General features: G+C 64.1%; 11 protein-coding genes and 1 pseudogene. 3 read left to right on the top strand and 9 right to left on the bottom strand.

What is annotated here, in order from left to right; all coding sequences use genetic code 11:
* Nucleotides 1-2 precede the first annotated feature (2 nt).
* The 5 genes and pseudogenes from MVA47_RS02855 to MVA47_RS02835 form a co-directional block, all read right to left on the bottom strand.
* Nucleotides 3-791 carry an SDR family NAD(P)-dependent oxidoreductase gene (locus tag MVA47_RS02855; RefSeq protein ID WP_247206586.1) on the bottom strand — a complete coding sequence of 263 codons (789 nt, stop codon included), beginning with the start codon at nucleotides 789-791 and terminating at the stop codon, nucleotides 3-5.
* On the bottom strand, nucleotides 788-1,888 hold the full coding sequence (locus MVA47_RS02850) for a zinc-binding dehydrogenase (protein WP_247206585.1): 1,101 nt from the start codon (nucleotides 1,886-1,888) through the stop codon (nucleotides 788-790). Before MVA47_RS02850 ends, MVA47_RS02855 begins: the two co-directional genes overlap by 4 nt.
* Entirely contained in the window at nucleotides 1,889-2,287 is a 399-nt protein-coding gene (locus tag MVA47_RS02845; RefSeq protein WP_247211083.1) for a hypothetical protein, read from the bottom strand.
* Between the two features lie 59 nt (nucleotides 2,288-2,346).
* Nucleotides 2,347-2,781, bottom strand: a pseudogene (locus tag MVA47_RS02840) (LLM class flavin-dependent oxidoreductase); the annotation flags it as partial.
* Between the two features lie 56 nt (nucleotides 2,782-2,837).
* Nucleotides 2,838-4,577, bottom strand: a complete 1,740-nt coding sequence (locus MVA47_RS02835; protein ID WP_247206584.1) for a PEP-utilizing enzyme — start codon at nucleotides 4,575-4,577, stop codon at nucleotides 2,838-2,840.
* A gap of 262 nt (nucleotides 4,578-4,839) precedes the next feature.
* On the opposite strand from MVA47_RS02835, the gene MVA47_RS02830 reads away from it, so the two are divergent.
* On the top strand, nucleotides 4,840-8,223 hold the full coding sequence (locus tag MVA47_RS02830; protein WP_247206583.1) for a pyruvate carboxylase: 3,384 nt from the start codon (nucleotides 4,840-4,842) through the stop codon (nucleotides 8,221-8,223).
* A 168-nt stretch (nucleotides 8,224-8,391) separates the two neighbouring features.
* A complete protein-coding gene (locus tag MVA47_RS02825; protein WP_247206582.1) occupies nucleotides 8,392-9,954 on the top strand; it encodes an HNH endonuclease signature motif containing protein in 1,563 nt (520 codons plus the stop codon).
* 75 nt (nucleotides 9,955-10,029) lie between these two features.
* On the opposite strand, the gene MVA47_RS02820 is transcribed toward MVA47_RS02825, so the two are convergent.
* From MVA47_RS02820 to MVA47_RS02805, 4 genes are read right to left on the bottom strand one after another with little or no spacing between them, the layout of a single operon-like run.
* Nucleotides 10,030-11,082 (bottom strand): acyl-CoA dehydrogenase family protein, encoded by a 1,053-nt coding sequence (locus MVA47_RS02820; protein ID WP_247206581.1) that lies wholly within the window; start codon nucleotides 11,080-11,082, stop codon nucleotides 10,030-10,032.
* A 10-nt stretch (nucleotides 11,083-11,092) separates the two neighbouring features.
* Nucleotides 11,093-12,328 (bottom strand): acyl-CoA dehydrogenase family protein, encoded by a 1,236-nt coding sequence (locus tag MVA47_RS02815; protein WP_247206580.1) that lies wholly within the window; start codon nucleotides 12,326-12,328, stop codon nucleotides 11,093-11,095.
* Nucleotides 12,325-13,107 (bottom strand): enoyl-CoA hydratase-related protein, encoded by a 783-nt coding sequence (locus MVA47_RS02810; RefSeq protein WP_247206579.1) that lies wholly within the window; start codon nucleotides 13,105-13,107, stop codon nucleotides 12,325-12,327. Before MVA47_RS02810 ends, MVA47_RS02815 begins: the two co-directional genes overlap by 4 nt.
* Before the next feature lie 8 nt (nucleotides 13,108-13,115).
* The gene (locus MVA47_RS02805) at nucleotides 13,116-14,795 is read right to left on the bottom strand and encodes an AMP-binding protein (protein WP_247206578.1); all 1,680 of its coding nucleotides are present in this window, start codon (nucleotides 14,793-14,795) and stop codon (nucleotides 13,116-13,118) included.
* A gap of 145 nt (nucleotides 14,796-14,940) precedes the next feature.
* Here MVA47_RS02805 and MVA47_RS02800 point away from each other — a divergent pair, with 145 nt between their 5' ends.
* Nucleotides 14,941-15,684: a FadR/GntR family transcriptional regulator gene (locus tag MVA47_RS02800; RefSeq protein WP_099382668.1), complete on the top strand. Its 744-nt coding sequence runs from the start codon at nucleotides 14,941-14,943 to the stop codon at nucleotides 15,682-15,684.
* Nucleotides 15,685-15,779 lie beyond the last annotated feature (95 nt).

Below are 15,779 nucleotides of genomic sequence, written 5' to 3'. Positions count from 1 at the left end.
GGTCAGCGAGCGGGGATCGGAACGGTCTGGCCGCTCCCGCAGGTGGCGCCGCCGTCGACCGGGATCGCGGTTCCCGTCACGAACGACGCCAGCGGTGAGGCGAGGAACGCGATCACCTCGGCGACCTCGCGTGCGGTACCCCAACGGTGCAGCGGCACCATGGCTTTGAGCGACTCGTACCGCTCCGGCGTGTTCTCTTCGATGCGTTTGGTCATGCCCGTGCTGATGGGCCCCGGACAGACGCAATTGATCCGGATCGAGTCGTTGGCCAGGTCCAGCGCCAGTGACTTGGCGAGATTGACGACGCCCGCCTTGGCCGCTGCATAGGGCCACCGGTTGGGCTCTCCGCCCATGGCGGTGGCGGACGAGGTGATCACCACGGAGCCGCCGCCTGCCCGGCGGAAGAAGGGGATCGATTCGCGGATACCGAGGGCCACCGCTCGGAGATTGACGTCGATCGACCGGTCGAAGACATCCATGTCGAGGGTCTCGATCGAACCCGACGCCGGAACTCCGGCATTCAGGATCAGCGCATCGAGGGTCCCGAACGATTCGACGGCCACCGACATCGCGTCGCGGTTGTCGACGCTCAGCGTGACGTCGCCGACGAAGGGCACTGCGTGGTCGTTGTCGCTGAGCCAGTCCAGGCTGTCGGCAGACCGGTCGAACGCGACCACGCGACCGCCGCGTTCGAGGATCAGCTCGGCGGCGGCCCGGCCGATGCCGGAGGCAGCGCCTGTCACAACCGCGACGAGTCCGGTTGCAACCGAACCGTTCTCGGCTTCGGTCATGACGGCATCTCGATGATTGCTCGTCCCACGATCTCACCGCGCGCGAGAGCTTTGTACGCTTCGTCCGCCTGCTCGAGCGTGTACCGACGGGTGATGACGCGCTCGGGCTCGACGATGCCGCCCGAGACCATCCGAAGCAGGGCCGGCATGTCCCGCCGTGCCTTGGCTCCATACGAACCGTGGATCTCCAGCTTGCGGCGAACCAGTCGGGCGAGGTCGATCTCTCCTGCGGAGCCGGCGGGGGCGATGCCGACCACCACGGCGCGACCACCGTCGTCGAGGATCTCCATTGCCGTGGCGAACGTGTGTTTGTTGCCCAACGCCTCGAAGGCCACGTCAACACCGTGGCCGTCGGTCAGCGCCCGAACCTCGGCGACCACGTCGGTGGTGCTGGAATTGATGGTATGGGTGGCACCAAGTGCGGCAACGGCTTTGAGCTTCTCGTCGCTGACGTCGATGGCGATGATCTGCGCCACTCCGGCGGCCGCCGCGAACTGTACGATCGACGACCCCACTCCTCCGGCAGCGATCACTGCGATGCGGTCGCCGAGTTCGAGCTCTGCATTGTTGACCGCACCCAGCGCGGTGAACGAGCTGCATCCCAGAATCGACACCTCACCGAGGCCCACACCATCCGGCACCTTGAAGGCGTCAGAAGCCGGGACCACGCAGAACTCCGCCAAACCGCCCATCGAGTACATCGCAAGTGACGTACCGTCCTCGCGCGCCAGCCGGGTCTCGCCGTCGTAAAGAGTGCCGTTCAGTCGGTTGTGCGCAAAGAACTTCTCGCACAGGTCCTCCAGTCCGCGCACGCAGTGCCGACAGTCGCCACAGGGCATGATGAAGCTGCAGACAACCCGGTCGCCGACAGCGACGTTGTCCACGCCATCGCCGATCTGCTCCACCACGCCGGAGACCTCGTGCCCGAGTACGGCGGGTGCCGGGAACTTCACCTCCGACTTGAGCACGTGCAGGTCGGTGTGGCACACGCCGCAGGCGGTGACCTTGAGAAGGATCTCGCCACGGCGTGGCTCGGGTCGGGGGATGTCTTCAATCGTGAGGTCGGGGCCATCGCCGGCCCACACCGCTGCCTTCACTTACACACTCTCCTTCGCCAATTGTGCTGCTGCCGACTCTTCTTCGGCGGACTCGAGCAAGGTGGCCAGCCGGGCGGGTGCCTGTGCCCAGTCTCGGGTGGACCGCATCTCGTCCCAGAAATTGATCTCGACGATGAATTGTTCGGCTCCGGCAGCGACTGCCGTCCGGATGTCGCGGCGGACGCCGTCGACACCCTGGCCACCGGAACCGACCGCATCGGTCGGCCGCTGCAGGTACGAGCGCAAGAAGAGGCGTACGGGGGCGACCTGATCCGGCCGTACCTCGCGCATGGTCTGCAGTCGATCGAGCAACGCCTCTGCGGTGCCGCTGCTGGGATTCCAGATGTCGAACATTGCTGCGGTACGGGCCAATCCGGCGGCCGAACGCAGCCCGGACAACAGCGGGGGTGTGGCTGCTGCACCGGCTTGGGCCGAACCACCGACCTGGGGATGTTGAAGAAGTCGCCTGAGAACTCGACAGGGTCGGGGCCCCAACATGCCTGGACGGCCGCGACCAACTCGCTCATCCGTCGTCCGCGTGTGCGCGGATCCACATCCATCTGTCCGTGCTCTTCGTCTGACCAGCCCGCGCCGAGCCCGGCGACCAGTCGACCGCCGGACAGCACGTCGAGCGTCGAAAGACGCTGAGCCAATTCGATGGGTCGGTGATACCCGGCCACCAGGATGCTGCTGCCGATCATCGCCTTCTGCGTGCACGCGGCAACAAACGCCATGAGCTCGGTGGCGCCGAGCACCGAGCGGTAGGCCGGGTGGACGGTGGTGGTGTGCCTGCCGCCGTAGATCGATTCGTTCTGCTCTGGGTAGAACAGGTGCTCCTGAACCCACAGGCTGCTGAACCCCAGTTCCTCTGCGGCAACGGCGAAGTCGCGCACCGCCGTCGCGTCGACGTGTTCTCCGAGCTGGGGGAGGGTGAGACCGACCTTCAGGGTCACAGTACGGTCACTGTCCCGGTGTTGCCGTCCACCTCGATCATCGCGCCGTCGGGGATGCGTGCGGTCGCATCCTGGACCGAGACCGCACAGGGAATGCCCAGTTCGCGACAGACGATCGACGAGTGGGTGATGGTGGCCCCGACGTTCACCACCACGCCACCGGCAAAGACGAACAACGGGGTCCAGGCCGGGTCCGTCTGCGGTGCGACGATGATGTCGCCCTCTGCTAGATCGCCTGCGTCATAGGGGTCGTGAAGTACTCGAGCTCGGCCCCGGCTCACGCCCGGAGCGCCACCCACGCCGCTCAGAGTGTCACCCGGCAGGGCGGGTTCCGATTTGTGTTCGGTCCGGCGCGGCCACTGTGACAAGGGGAGCGGCTCGAACAGGAAGAACGGCGGTTCCAGGTCGAACAACTGCAGGTATTGCTCGCGGCGCTCGGCGATGGTGGCCGAGAACGACTCGGGGTCGGCAGCGAAGTCGTCGAGCTCGGTGTCGAGCAGCATGGTGATGTCGTGGTGGTCGTCCATCACCCCGCGAGCGACCATGCGGTGCCCCAATTCGTAAAGGGCCGCTCTCATCTCACCCATCACCTTGACGCACGATGTCTTGGTCCGTTCGCGCCATGGCATGAACTTGGTGATCGACTTGGCTGCGTCGAGGAAGCTCTGGCGGGTGTCTGCATCGGGCATCTTGTCGGCGAGCTCGGCCGTGAGCGCGATGCGCTTGGCCTGGTTGCGCTCGAGGATCAGCTCTGGATCGGCATCGTCGGGGCTCAGACGCATGCCGTTGATCGCCATCAGTGCGAGAACAGGTTTGGTCTCCCAGCTGTCCGAACGGATGTCCCATTCGTTCGGTGCCCGGGAACCGTACTTGTACAGGAAGTCGTCGAAGTCGATGCGGAACTGCTTGGCATCGGGGGAATCACTGGCGTCGACCGCGTCGAGCACAGTGGCGAGACCACCGTCGAAGATGGTGGTCAGTTCGTCTGAGGCAGCGACAAGGCGGCCCATCTTCCACATTGCGAAAGACGGAGCGGCCGAGTCGACACCGCCCAATCCGCTCAGCAGATCGCCGAGTTTGTCGCTCTCACCGATGGACTCGAGCAGGGCGCCGGCCACTGCCGGTCCCATCGTGGACAGTGTGGTGGTGACCGGGTGGTAGGCGTAGCAGAAGACCAGGTCGGGAACGAATGATCGTGCGTGGTCGACCAATTCCTGATCGCTCAGGGCGCTGAGGTCAGGACGCTGCTCGCGCGCGAGGTCGGCGCGGCGCTTGGTCTCTTCGGCTTCGGGATACGTATCGGTGGTCAATGCCCACGCGGTCTTCTCGGCAAGACCCGCGGTCAGTTCAGCGTTCTCGTGGCCCGGCTTCGGCTCGTACTCAGGTAGGTCGGGGTGGTCGCCCACCCAGAGGCGGTTCCACACCGGCACGGTCAGGCCAGGTAGGCGAGCGCCGTTGAGCTCGGTCATCGAGAAGTTGGTGTAGTGGTAGCCGCCGAAGTTGCCGATGATCTCGGGCATCGTCTCGTCGATCTCGGAGGCCAGGTGGGTTCCGAGGTGCTCGACGTAGCCTTCGCGCCACCCGATGTTGAGACCCTTGTTCCACACGAGTGTCACGTTCAGCGGACTCGACGGGTCGGGCAGGACCTCTCCCGCGTTGGCCCGCGTGTAGACGGGGTAGCGCTCACTGAACTCCCAATCGGTGATCCAGTGGTCGGCGCGTGGCGCGTTGCTCATCGAGTCCTCCTGAAGGCGGCTGACGGACTGTATTTCAAGTCACACTATAGAAACGTCGCCCAAATAGAAACATGTACAGAGATATTGCGCAGCAAGTTGAGCAACATTCTCAGGCGACAGCCGAATCTGACTAACTTGACTGCCCATCTAGTAAGTGATGCTAAAACATGAGAGACTCAGCTCACATACCTCGCCACACCGTGCCTGCCCGTGCGGTGTGATTCGCCGTTCCCGGCATCGTCCCGACAAGAGAGGAACGCCCATGTTCACAAAGGTCCTGGTCGCCAACCGTGGCGAGATCGCGGTCCGCGCATTTCGTGCCGCCGTTGAACTGGGTGCGTCGACGGTTGCCGTCTACCCCTACGAAGACCGCAACTCGGCCCATCGCGCCAAAGGGTTCGAGGCGTATCAAATCGGTGAACCGGGCCATCCCGTTCGCGCCTACCTCTCTGTCGACGAGATCATCTCGGCCGCACAACGTGCTGGTGCCGACGCGATCTACCCCGGATACGGGTTCCTCTCCGAGAATCCGGATCTGGCCGCTGCCTGTGCAGCTGCGGGGATCACCTTCGTCGGCCCGTCCGCCGACATACTCCGGCTGACCGGGGACAAGTCGCACGCTGTTGCCGCCGCCCGAGCCGCCGGGCTGCCGGTGCTGGCCTCCTGTGCGCCATCCGATGATGTCGACGAGCTGGTCGCCGCAGCGGAGGGAATGCGCTTCCCTGTATTCGTCAAGGCGGTTGCCGGCGGCGGCGGCCGAGGAATGCGACGTGTCGCCGACCCGGAATCACTCCGGTCTTCCATCGAGGCTGCATCGAGAGAGGCGCACACGGCGTTCGGTGACGGGACCGTCTTCCTCGAACAGGCGGTGGTCAACCCCCGGCACATCGAGGTCCAGATCCTGGGTGACAGCAGCGGCGAGGTCATCCACCTCTTCGAGCGAGACTGCTCGTTGCAGCGGCGACACCAGAAGGTTGTCGAGGTGGCTCCCGCGCCAGGCCTCGATCCCGAACTGCGCGAACGTATCTGCGCCGACGCGGTGAAGTTCGCTCGGCACATCGGATACACCTGCGCAGGCACCGTGGAGTTCCTTCTGGACCCATACGGCAATCACGTCTTCATCGAGATGAACCCGCGTATCCAGGTGGAGCACACCGTCACCGAGGAGATCACCGATGTCGATCTGGTTGCGGCGCAACTGCGTATCGCGTCGGGTGAGTTGCTGACCGACCTGGGTCTGACGCAGGACTCCATCGAGATCCGCGGCGCCGCCATGCAGTGCCGAATCACAACCGAGGATCCCACCGACGGATTCCGCCCCGACACCGGCCGGGTCACGGCCTATCGCACACCGGGCGGCTCAGGCGTCCGATTGGACGGCAGTGTCGGACTCGGATCGGAGATCGGTTCGCATTTCGACTCGATGCTGGTCAAACTCACCTGCCGCGGACGCGACTTCGTCACCGCAGCGGCCCGCGCCCGGCGGGCGATCGCCGAGTTCCGTGTCCGTGGTGTGGCGACCAACATTCCTTTCCTGCAGGCAGTCCTGGACAATCCCGACTTCCTGGCCTGGAGGGTCGACACGTCCTTCATCGAGAACCACCCGGAACTGTTGACCCAGAACGTCTCCGCGGACCGAGGCACTCGCATCCTCCGCTACCTGGCAGAGATCACCGTCAACCGGCCACACGGCGAGCGTCCGTCCACCGTATATGCCGTGGACAAGCTGCCGGCGGTGGACGTCGGCAACCCACCTCCGGCCGGATCGCGGGATCGGCTGCTCCGCCTCGGACCGACGGGGTTCGCCGCAGACCTCCGTCGCTCAACGGCTCTGGCCGTCACAGACACCACATTCCGAGATGCCCATCAGTCCTTACTGGCAACGCGCGTACGAACCCGTGATCTCGTCGCCGTTGCGCCCTACGTCGCCCGGATGACCCCGCAGCTGCTGTCGGTGGAGGCATGGGGAGGCGCGACATATGATGTGGCGCTGCGCTTTCTGCACGAGGACCCGTGGGAGCGATTGTCCGCGCTACGTGAGGCGATGCCGAACATCTGCATACAGATGCTGCTGCGAGGCCGGAACACGGTGGGATACACGCCGTACCCCGACGAGGTGACCCATGCGTTCGTTCGCGAGGCGGCAGACACGGGTGTCGACATCTTCAGGATCTTCGATGCGCTCAACAACGTCGATCAGATGCGTCCGGCCATCGATGCGGTTCGCGACACGGGCACAGCTGTTGCCGAAGTGGCGATGTCGTACACCGGCGATCTGACCGATCCAGACGAGGACCTGTACACGCTCGACTACTATTTGCGGCTCGCCGAACAACTGGTGGAGGCCGGCGCACACATTCTCGCGATCAAGGACATGGCCGGTCTGCTGCGTCCCCCGGCCGCCGCAACCCTTGTCGCAGCACTGCGTTCACGTTTTGATCTACCGGTTCATCTCCACACCCATGACACCCCGGGCGGCCAGTTGGCCACGTACCTCGCGGCCTGGGACGCCGGTGTCGACGCCGTCGACGGCGCCAGCGCCGCGTTGGCCGGCACCACCAGTCAGCCGGCGCTGTCGGCGATCGTGGCCGCGACCGAGCACACAACACGTGACACCGGGCTCGATCTCAGCGCCGTGTGCGACCTCGAACCCTACTGGGCCGCAATCCGTTCGAACTATGCGCCATTCGAGTCAGGACTCCCCGCTCCCACCGGCCGCGTGTACACCCACGAGATCCCGGGCGGGCAGCTGTCCAACCTGCGCCAGCAGGCCTCGGCGCTCGGCCTGGCCGATCGGTTCGAGGACATCGAGTCGGCCTATGCCGGCGCCGACCGGATTCTGGGCCGATTGGTCAAGGTGACCCCGTCGTCGAAGGTCGTCGGCGACCTCGCGTTGGCGCTTGTCGGCGCCGATGCGACAGCGGACGACTTCGCAGCCGAACCGTCCTCTTATGACATCCCGTCGTCGGTCATCGACTTCCTCCGCGGCGACCTCGGCGACCCCGCCGGTGGCTGGCCAGAACCGCTGCGGTCCCGGGCGCTGGCCGGTCGGGCCGAGCCAAGAGCGGTCACACCCCTCACGGAACAACAGCTTGCGGGACTGTCGGGGCCGAGCGAAGTCAAGCGGGAGACGTTGAACCGGCTGCTGTTCCCCGGTCCGACAACGGAATTCGAAACCCACCGCGACAACTTCGGAGACACCGCGCAGTTGTCGACCAATCAATACTTCTACGGCCTGCGGCAAGGTGAGGAGCACCGGGTGCAACTCGAACCCGGCGTGGAGTTGCTGATCGGTCTGGAAGCCATCTCCGAACCCGATGCCCAGGGCATGCGAAACGTGCTGTGCATCCTCAACGGTCAGCTCCGTCCGGTACAGGTACGTGACCGCAGCGTCGAGACGACCACTCGCGAAGCCGAAAAGGCCGATCGCACCGATCCGGGACAGGTGCCGGCGCCGTTTACCGGTGTGGTCACGTTGTCGGTCAAAGAGGGCGACGCCATCGAGCAGGGTGAATTGGTGGGAAGCATCGAGGCGATGAAGATGGAGGCCGCGATCACCGCGCCCCGCTCCGGCACCGTCAGCCGAGTGCCCATCAGTGGTGCAGCACAGGTCGATGGTGGCGACCTGCTTCTGGTGATCGGGTGACGAAGGACCGTAAGAACGTATGTGCGGGAGCACAACTCGCGGCGGAGGGAGTGCCGGCCGCGTAGCGGTGGTAGTCGACGTGGCCACTTTTACTCGAACAGACGTTCGACAATCTGGGGTTTGACCGGTAGACTTTGAGAAAGTAGTTCATCGGGGCTGGGGGGCTTCATGAGTGGTTCGGTGACGGTTGATCCACCGTCGGTTCCGTTGTTGGTGGGGTTGTATCGCGATCTTGATGCGGTGCTGCAGCGGATTGCTGGGGCGTCGTCGGCTGATGTTGATGATGTGCAGGTTGCTGAGTTGGTGCGGGTGAACGAGAGAGTTGTTCGGGCACTGTCGTTTCAGGGCCTTCGGCGGTTGCAGGAGGTGAATGATCGGGGTTTGTTTCGTAAGGCTGGTCATTCGACGTTGCATCGGTTTGTGATGAGTGAGCTGCGGGTCTCTCGTGGTGATGCCTCCTCGCGGTTGAAAGCACTTGATGCGGCCGGTGTGTTGTTGTCGATGCAGGGCGAAGTGCTGCCGCCGAAATGTCCGGCCGCTGCGGAAGCGTTGGCCGAGGGCGCGATTGGGTTGGCGCACATGGATGTCATGCTCAAAGTCCGCGACAAGATTCCGCACAAGTCAGCGCCGGAGGTGTATGACGTGGTCGATGCGTGGCTGACCGACAACGCGCGCACGTTGACTCCGACTGAGCTCGAGGTGTGTGGGCGGGAAGTGTTGGCGCGGGTGGATCCGGACGGGTCGCTCACTGATGACGCTGACCGCAGACGTAACCGGGGCTTGTCTGATGGCGGCCAGGGCTTGGACATGATGGCCAAAATTACCGGCAACCTGGACCCGGCAACATTGGCGTTGTTTCGAACCGTGATGGATGTGTGGGCAGCACCAGGGATGAACAACCCTGATGACCCGAACTCACCCACCGGCGCCGCAGACGACCCGAGCATGGACCCAGCAATCCTCGAGGCTGCCGCGGGGCGTGACACCCGTTCGCGTGCGCAGCGTCAGCATGATGCGGTCAAGGCGATCTTGAAGACGATTCTGGAGTACAGGTTGTTGGGTACTTCGCATCGTGGCCTGCCGGTGCAGGTGATTGTCACGATGACCAAGCAGCAGCTTGATGAGGCTGCGGGGATCGCCCACACCGCCTCCGGGGTAGATGTACCCGTGAAGGATGCGTTGGAGTTGGCGGCGCGGGCGGAGTGGTCGTTGGCGGTGTTCGCCAACCACTCCGCGGACGTTCTCTACTTCGCTCGGGCCAAACGCACTGCCCAGCAAGGCCAGCGGATGGCGTTGTTCGCCAAAGACCGGGGCTGTACGAGTCCGGGTTGTCGTAACCCGATCTCCTGGACCGAAATCCATCACACCACCGCCTGGGCCGATGGCGGCTTTACTGACATCGACGAACTGGCCCCAGCGTGCATCCCGCACCACGCGATGATCGGACCCGGCGACGATCAATGGCAAACAGTCATGGTCACCGATGGTCCCGACGCCGGACGCGTGGCGTGGATCCCACCGAAATACATCGACCCCGATCAACAACCCAGGATCAACCGCGCCCACCACGTCGATGTCACCGTCGAAGCCACCTGGCAACGCGTGATCAACGAACGACAGGCCGCACTCGATGAACGCGAGGAACGGATGAAATCACGACAACTCGACGCTCCTTCACCGGCGGTGGGCGATCACGCAGACCACGATGATTCGTCCGAACACCTCGAGTAGGTGCCATCACCCGACGAGTACGCATAGCCAGAAGGCCTTGCCGAACTCAGGCGCTGCCCGGCAAGGCGGGTTGCTCTAGATGAGAGCTGAAGCAACGGCCTCCAGGTGAACGGTGGGGTCGCCGAACAGCAACTCACTGGTCTTGGCCCGGCGGAAGTACCTGTGCAACGGGTGCTCCCAGGTGAATCCGATGCCGCCGTGGATCTGCACGGACTCCTCGGCCGCGAAGGTCGCGGCTCGGGAGGCAAGTACTCGGGCCGTCGCGGCAGCGACGAATAACTCGCCGCTACTGCGGGAGTCGGCGTCGGCGGCATCGAGTACAGCTGCCTCGGCCAGTTCGATTGCCACCAGCATGTCGGTGAGTCGATGTTTGATCGACTGAAAAGACCCGATGGCACGTCCGAACTGTTGACGGGTCTTGGCGTAGTCGACAGACATCTCCAGGCAGGCGCGTGCAGCCCCCACCTGTTCGGCGGCGAGAGCCGTGATGGCGATGGCCTGCGCCCTGTCGAGACCCGCTACGAGGTCGTTGCCGCCGACGCGCTGTGCTGACGCCCCGGTGAACTCGATCCGCGCGAGTGGTCTGGTGAAGTCGAGTGACTCACGCGCAGTGCGGACTACGCCGGCGGCGTCACCACCGATGACCGCCAACTCAGGACCCGAGGGTCCCTCGGCGACGACGACAAGCAGATCAGCATCGGCTCCGGCGACCACGGCCTCCTGAGCGCCGTCGAGAACGATTGTGTTGTTGTCACCTCCGGACGCGGTGATCGACGTGGACGCAAACGGGTATCCGGTCACGAGTGCGGCGGTCACGCTGCCATCCGCGATGGTCGGAAGATGTTGTGTTTTGGCGGCATCCGAGCCTGCGTGCAGCAGCGTGAAACCTGCCAGGATGACCGAGGAAAAGTATGGAGCGGCGCCGAGTGACCGGCCCAGTTCGGCCATCACGACAGCGGTGTCCTTCAGGGTGAACCCTGCTCCGCCGTAGTTCTCCGGGAACGGGACCTCGGTCAGGCCCATCTCCAGCAGCGAGTCCCAGACGTCTTCGCCGGCCGCGGTACGGGCCAGCGACGACCGGAGGCTTGATTCGAGATCGCGTTGTTCGACCGTCAATTCGAGAGGCATTGCCGATCTCCTAACGTGGTTCGCGGGGCAGTCCGAGCCCGCGTTCGCCGATGATGTTTCGCTGGATCTCGTCGGAGCCGCCCGCAATGCGATAGCCGGGTGCGCCCAGGAGGTGTTCGGTCCAGGCGAACGTGTTCGGTTCTCCGGTGTCGGCGAGGATCTTCGGGCCGAGGAACGATGCGGCGGCGTCGCCGATCCGCTTGAGGTTCTGGGTCCAGACGAGTTTGCCGATCGAACCCTCCACTCCTGGAACGGCTCCGGATTGCTCACGTTCGGCGTAGCGAGCCACCATCAGTGCCGAGGCGCGCTCGTAGATCGCAGCGTCTGCCAATTGCTGGCGTACCAGGGGATCGTCGGTGATGCCCAGACTCTTTGCCAGACGCACCAGATCGGCGCTGTTACCGCCGGCGCTGACGATACCCGCGCTCGAATTGCGTTCGAAGCCAAGCGTGGTGAGCGCGACCTTCCAACCGTCACCTTCGGCACCGATGCGCAGCGAGTCAGGGATTTCGACGTCGGTGAGGAAGACCTCGTTGAACGTGGATCCACCGGAACTCTGCCGAATGGGTCGTACATCAACGCCGGGCGCGTCCATCGGAACCATGAACGCCGTCATGCCACGGTGTTTGGCCACGGTGGTGTCGGTGCGGGCGATGAGCAGGCCCCACTCGGAGAATTGTGCACCCGAGCTCCACACCTTCTGCCCGTTGATGCGCCAACCGTCGCCGGTGGCCGCAGCTTTGGTGGACAGCCCGGCCAGATCGGAACCGGCGCCGGGCTCGGAGAAGAGCTGGCAGCACAGTTCGTCGGTGCGAAGGAATGGCCGGACGAACCGCTGTCGCTGCTCCTCGGTGCCGAGCGCATGAAGTGTGGGCGCCACCAATTCGACTGTGACGAGCACGGTCTCGTGACGGTCCGGAGTGGTGTACTGCCGCTCGAGGCCGACGTACACGCGTTCGTGGCTGGCAGTCAGTCCTGCGCCACCCCATTCCGAACCCCAGGTGATGGCACCGAAGCCGGCATCGACCCTCTTCCGCTGCCAGTCCCGGGCAGCGTCGATCAGGGCGCGTTCCTCGTCGTGGGTGTGGTTGTGGAAGATTGCGTAGTTCGGGTCTGCCGCAACCGCCGGCCCCGTCTCCCGCCGGTCGAGGTGCTCGTCGAGCCACGCAACGCATTTTTCGGAGAATGCGTCGACGTCGATCACCTGTGCGTCGACGGATCCGCTTGCTCCCGGGTTCGGGGTCATGGCTTCTTTCCTTTCGACATCTCGGCGATACGGGCCTCGACTGCCTTCTTGGAGTCGGGGTGCTCGGACAGTCGCACGGTGAAGGTCTGTTCGAGTTCGTAGCCGCGTTTGAGGTCGAGATCTTCGCAGCCGTTGAGCGATTGCTTGGCCAGCACGATCGCATGGCGGCTCTTGGCGGCGATAGATCGTGCCCGCGCCATCGCGATCGCAAGAAAGTCATCGTGGGCTGCGACCTCGATCGGTGCTCCCCACGTGCGGAGTGTCTGAGCGTCAACGGCTTCAGCGGTGAAGAACATCCGCCGCATCGCCTGCTGGGGCAACATACGCGCAGTGAATCGGCCACCGCCGAGCACTCCCACGTTCATCTCGGGCAGTCCAAAAGTGGCCCGTTCAGAGGCGACAACCAGGTCACAGACAGAGGTGAGTCCGAAACCGCTGCCCAGCGCGGGTCCGTTGATGGCCCCGACCACAGGTAGCCGGCAGTCCAGGACGCTGAAGATCGCTCGTCGCACCGTGCGCATCTCGATGTCTCCGTTGTCGCCGTCCATGGTTCGAAAGTTCGCCAAGTCGTTGCCGGCACAGAAGATTCGGCCACGCCCGGTGAGGACTACCACCCGAACGCCGGGGTTCTCCGACAACCCGTCGAAGACGGTGGCGATCTCGGTGTACATCTGGGTGTTGAGGGCGTTGACCTTGCCACGCGCGAGTTCGACAACGGCGATCCCCGGCTCGGGCTCGGTCACCGTGACGTGTTCGACCCCCGCTGGTTGTACAGACATGTAGGTACCTATTTCTCGTGTGCCGCGGCGAAAGTCATCTTCTGCATCTGCGGCGGCAGCTCGGTCCGGTCTCTGGTCCAGTCTCTGAGTGCGAACTTCTGCACTTTTCCGCTGGCGGTCTTGGGCAGGGAATCGACGACAAACACGCTTTCCGGGATCTTCTGCACCGCGATCTCTCGCTCGAGAAGAAACCGGTGCACCTCGGGCAGCGTGAGATCGCGCTGATCTCGGGTCACCACAAACGCACACCCGCGTTCACCGGTCCGGGCATCAGGCCCGGCGACAACGGCCACCTCGACAACAGCCGGATGCTCGCTGAGTTGGTTTTCGACGTCGTGTGCGCTGATCTTCTCGCCCGAGCGATTGATGACATCTTTGATACGTCCGACGATGTGGATGCCGCCGCTGCTGTCGAAGCGACCCAGGTCACCGGTACGGAAGAAACCGTCGTCGGTGAAGGCGTTCTCGTTCAGGCGCTCATCGAGGTACCCGAGAAAGGTGTCCGGTCCACGCCAGAGGATCTCGCCCACCGCGCCTGTGGCAACGGGCGTGCCGTCGTCGTCGGCGACGATCACCTCCGTGGGTGAGATCGGCCGACCATCGGTCTTGGTGCGCAGGTAGATGGGGTCCCATCGGTCGGACGCCGTCACAGACGGGCCCTCGGTGGCGCCGTACATCCTCGTGACCGTACCCAGCCGCTCGGTGGCGGTGGAGGTCAACGAGTCGGGGATATCGGCTCCGCCACAAGCGATGTAGCGGATAGAAGGGGTATCGAGCTCCGCTGCGGTGGCTGCGTCGAGCAGGCCCCGGAGGAAGGGCGTCGAGAAGATCATGAAGCTGGCGCGCTCGGACCGGATGAGATCCAAGGCTGCTTCGGCATCCCAGATGTCCTGCAGCACAACCGTTGTGCCGAGTAGACACGGTAGCGTCAGCGCGCAGTTCACCCCGGTCACATGGGTGACCGGTGATGGGTTGAAGATGACGTCGCGCTCGTTCAATCCGAACCAGGTGATCATCGACCGGTTCTCGTAGACAAGAGTGTTGTGGCTGTGCAGAACGCCTTTTGGGTCAGCGGTGGTACCAGAGGTGTACAGCAACAGGCAGATGCTGTCGGGGTCGGCCGGTGGCAGATTACGCACAGTCGAAATGGCTTGCGGGGTAGCCGAATCCGTCAATTCATCGAACGTGGTGCCGACCGCCGCGTCGACGGGGTTTCCTTCGATGGAGACGACGAGCTGCAGATCGGGAAGGTCCGTCACCAGGTCCCGGTACATTGCCCCGAAATCGAACCCACGGTGCGTTCCCGGGATGAGCACCACCTTTGCGCGAGCCTGTCCGAGGATGAAGCGGAGTTCCCGGGCTCGGTAGATGGGAACGATCGGGTTGGCGATCGCGCCGAGCTTCATGATGGCTTGAAACGCGATGACCGCCTCGGCGCAATTGGGCAGCTGGAACGCCACGACGTCGCCGGATCGCACACCGCGACCTCGCAGTGCTGCCGCGAGCCGTGCCGACGCGTCGTCGAGCTCGCCGAAGGTGATGCGACGCGCACCGTCGATCACCGCAACAGCGTCTGGGGATCGAGCGCAGGCACGCTCGAGGAAGTGGGCGACGGGCTGATCGCTCCAGTGCCCGGCATTCCTATAGCTCTGCGTCAGAGCAGCATTCGGTGGCCGTGTGGGATACATGACCACCTCCTCGCCCCCGTGAGTACTTTTCTGACACGGACTACAGTATCTAATCCCGCTAACTATGTACAGACTTGGCGCACATCACACTGTCCGTAGGTATGGTTAGCACTGCGAGACGAACTTGGAGGCGGGGGAGAAACACATGACCATCGAGGAAAGCGTTCCGCGGGCGCGCGCGCCCAAGATCTCGGCGCGAGTGGCCAACGTGATCGCGGATCAGATCCTCGGAGGCGGAATCGTCGTCGGACAACGGCTACCCACAGAGAAGGAAATGGTCGCCGAGCACGGGGTGGCGCGTACGACCGTCCGCGAGGCGCTGCGTCTGCTCGAAAGCCGCGATCTCGTGACGATCAAGTCCGGCATCGGTGGCGGCCCAGTGGCAAAGCGGCCGGAGCTGGAGTCGCTCGGCAACACGATGAAGCTGTTCCTGCAGATCAACGGCGCCAACATCAGCGACGTCATCGACGTGCGGCTGATGATGGAGCCCATCGTCGCCCGTCAGGCCGCGGCGAACGTCACCGACGATCAGCTCGAGACCATGCAACTGGCGCTCGACCGCATGCGCGAGGACCCCGGCGATTACGCCAACTTCCAGGAGAACAACGCGGTGTTCCAGCGAGGGGTGTACGAAGCCGCCGGGAATCCAGCTCTGCGCATCGTGATGGAAACACTGTGGCTGCTGGTGCGCGACGCCGAACCCAGCGAGCACCCGATGGCGACCCGGCTTGCTGCGGTCGAGATGCAGCAGGACGTTCTCGACGCCATGCGCGAGCGCGACCAGGACGCGTCCGCCACCGCGATGAGTGCGTTCGTGGAAGAAACGGCCAAGTACTACCGGCGCCGATTGAACGAGATCATCTCGCGGCCGGTGCACTGGCAGATGTAGCGCCGCATCTATCGAAATCCGCGGGAACATTCCCGCGCCGCGACGTCTCCTATCTCTGACTGCTTCACCGAGACAGAGATCAGCACCACCGAGTC

The sequence above is a fragment of the Williamsia sp. DF01-3 genome (assembly GCF_023051145.1).
Taxonomy (GTDB): domain Bacteria; phylum Actinomycetota; class Actinomycetes; order Mycobacteriales; family Mycobacteriaceae; genus Williamsia.
The sequence above is the reverse complement of the archived record's forward strand: the minus strand, read 5'-3'. Positions and strand labels throughout refer to the sequence as shown.

What these genes read in the sequence shown, in the direction of transcription:
- MVA47_RS02855 (WP_247206586.1), bottom strand. Translation starts at nt 791, where the DNA reads ATGACCGAAGCCGAGAACGGTTCGGTTGCAACCGGACTCGTCGCGGTT.
- MVA47_RS02835 (WP_247206584.1), bottom strand. Translation starts at nt 4,577, where the DNA reads ATGAGCAACGCGCCACGCGCCGACCACTGGATCACCGATTGGGAGTTC.
- MVA47_RS02830 (WP_247206583.1), top strand. Translation starts at nt 4,840, where the DNA reads ATGTTCACAAAGGTCCTGGTCGCCAACCGTGGCGAGATCGCGGTCCGC.
- MVA47_RS02825 (WP_247206582.1), top strand. Translation starts at nt 8,392, where the DNA reads ATGAGTGGTTCGGTGACGGTTGATCCACCGTCGGTTCCGTTGTTGGTG.
- MVA47_RS02820 (WP_247206581.1), bottom strand. Translation starts at nt 11,082, where the DNA reads ATGCCTCTCGAATTGACGGTCGAACAACGCGATCTCGAATCAAGCCTC.
- MVA47_RS02815 (WP_247206580.1), bottom strand. Translation starts at nt 12,328, where the DNA reads ATGACCCCGAACCCGGGAGCAAGCGGATCCGTCGACGCACAGGTGATC.
- MVA47_RS02810 (WP_247206579.1), bottom strand. Translation starts at nt 13,107, where the DNA reads ATGTCTGTACAACCAGCGGGGGTCGAACACGTCACGGTGACCGAGCCC.
- MVA47_RS02805 (WP_247206578.1), bottom strand. Translation starts at nt 14,795, where the DNA reads ATGTATCCCACACGGCCACCGAATGCTGCTCTGACGCAGAGCTATAGG.
- MVA47_RS02800 (WP_099382668.1), top strand. Translation starts at nt 14,941, where the DNA reads ATGACCATCGAGGAAAGCGTTCCGCGGGCGCGCGCGCCCAAGATCTCG.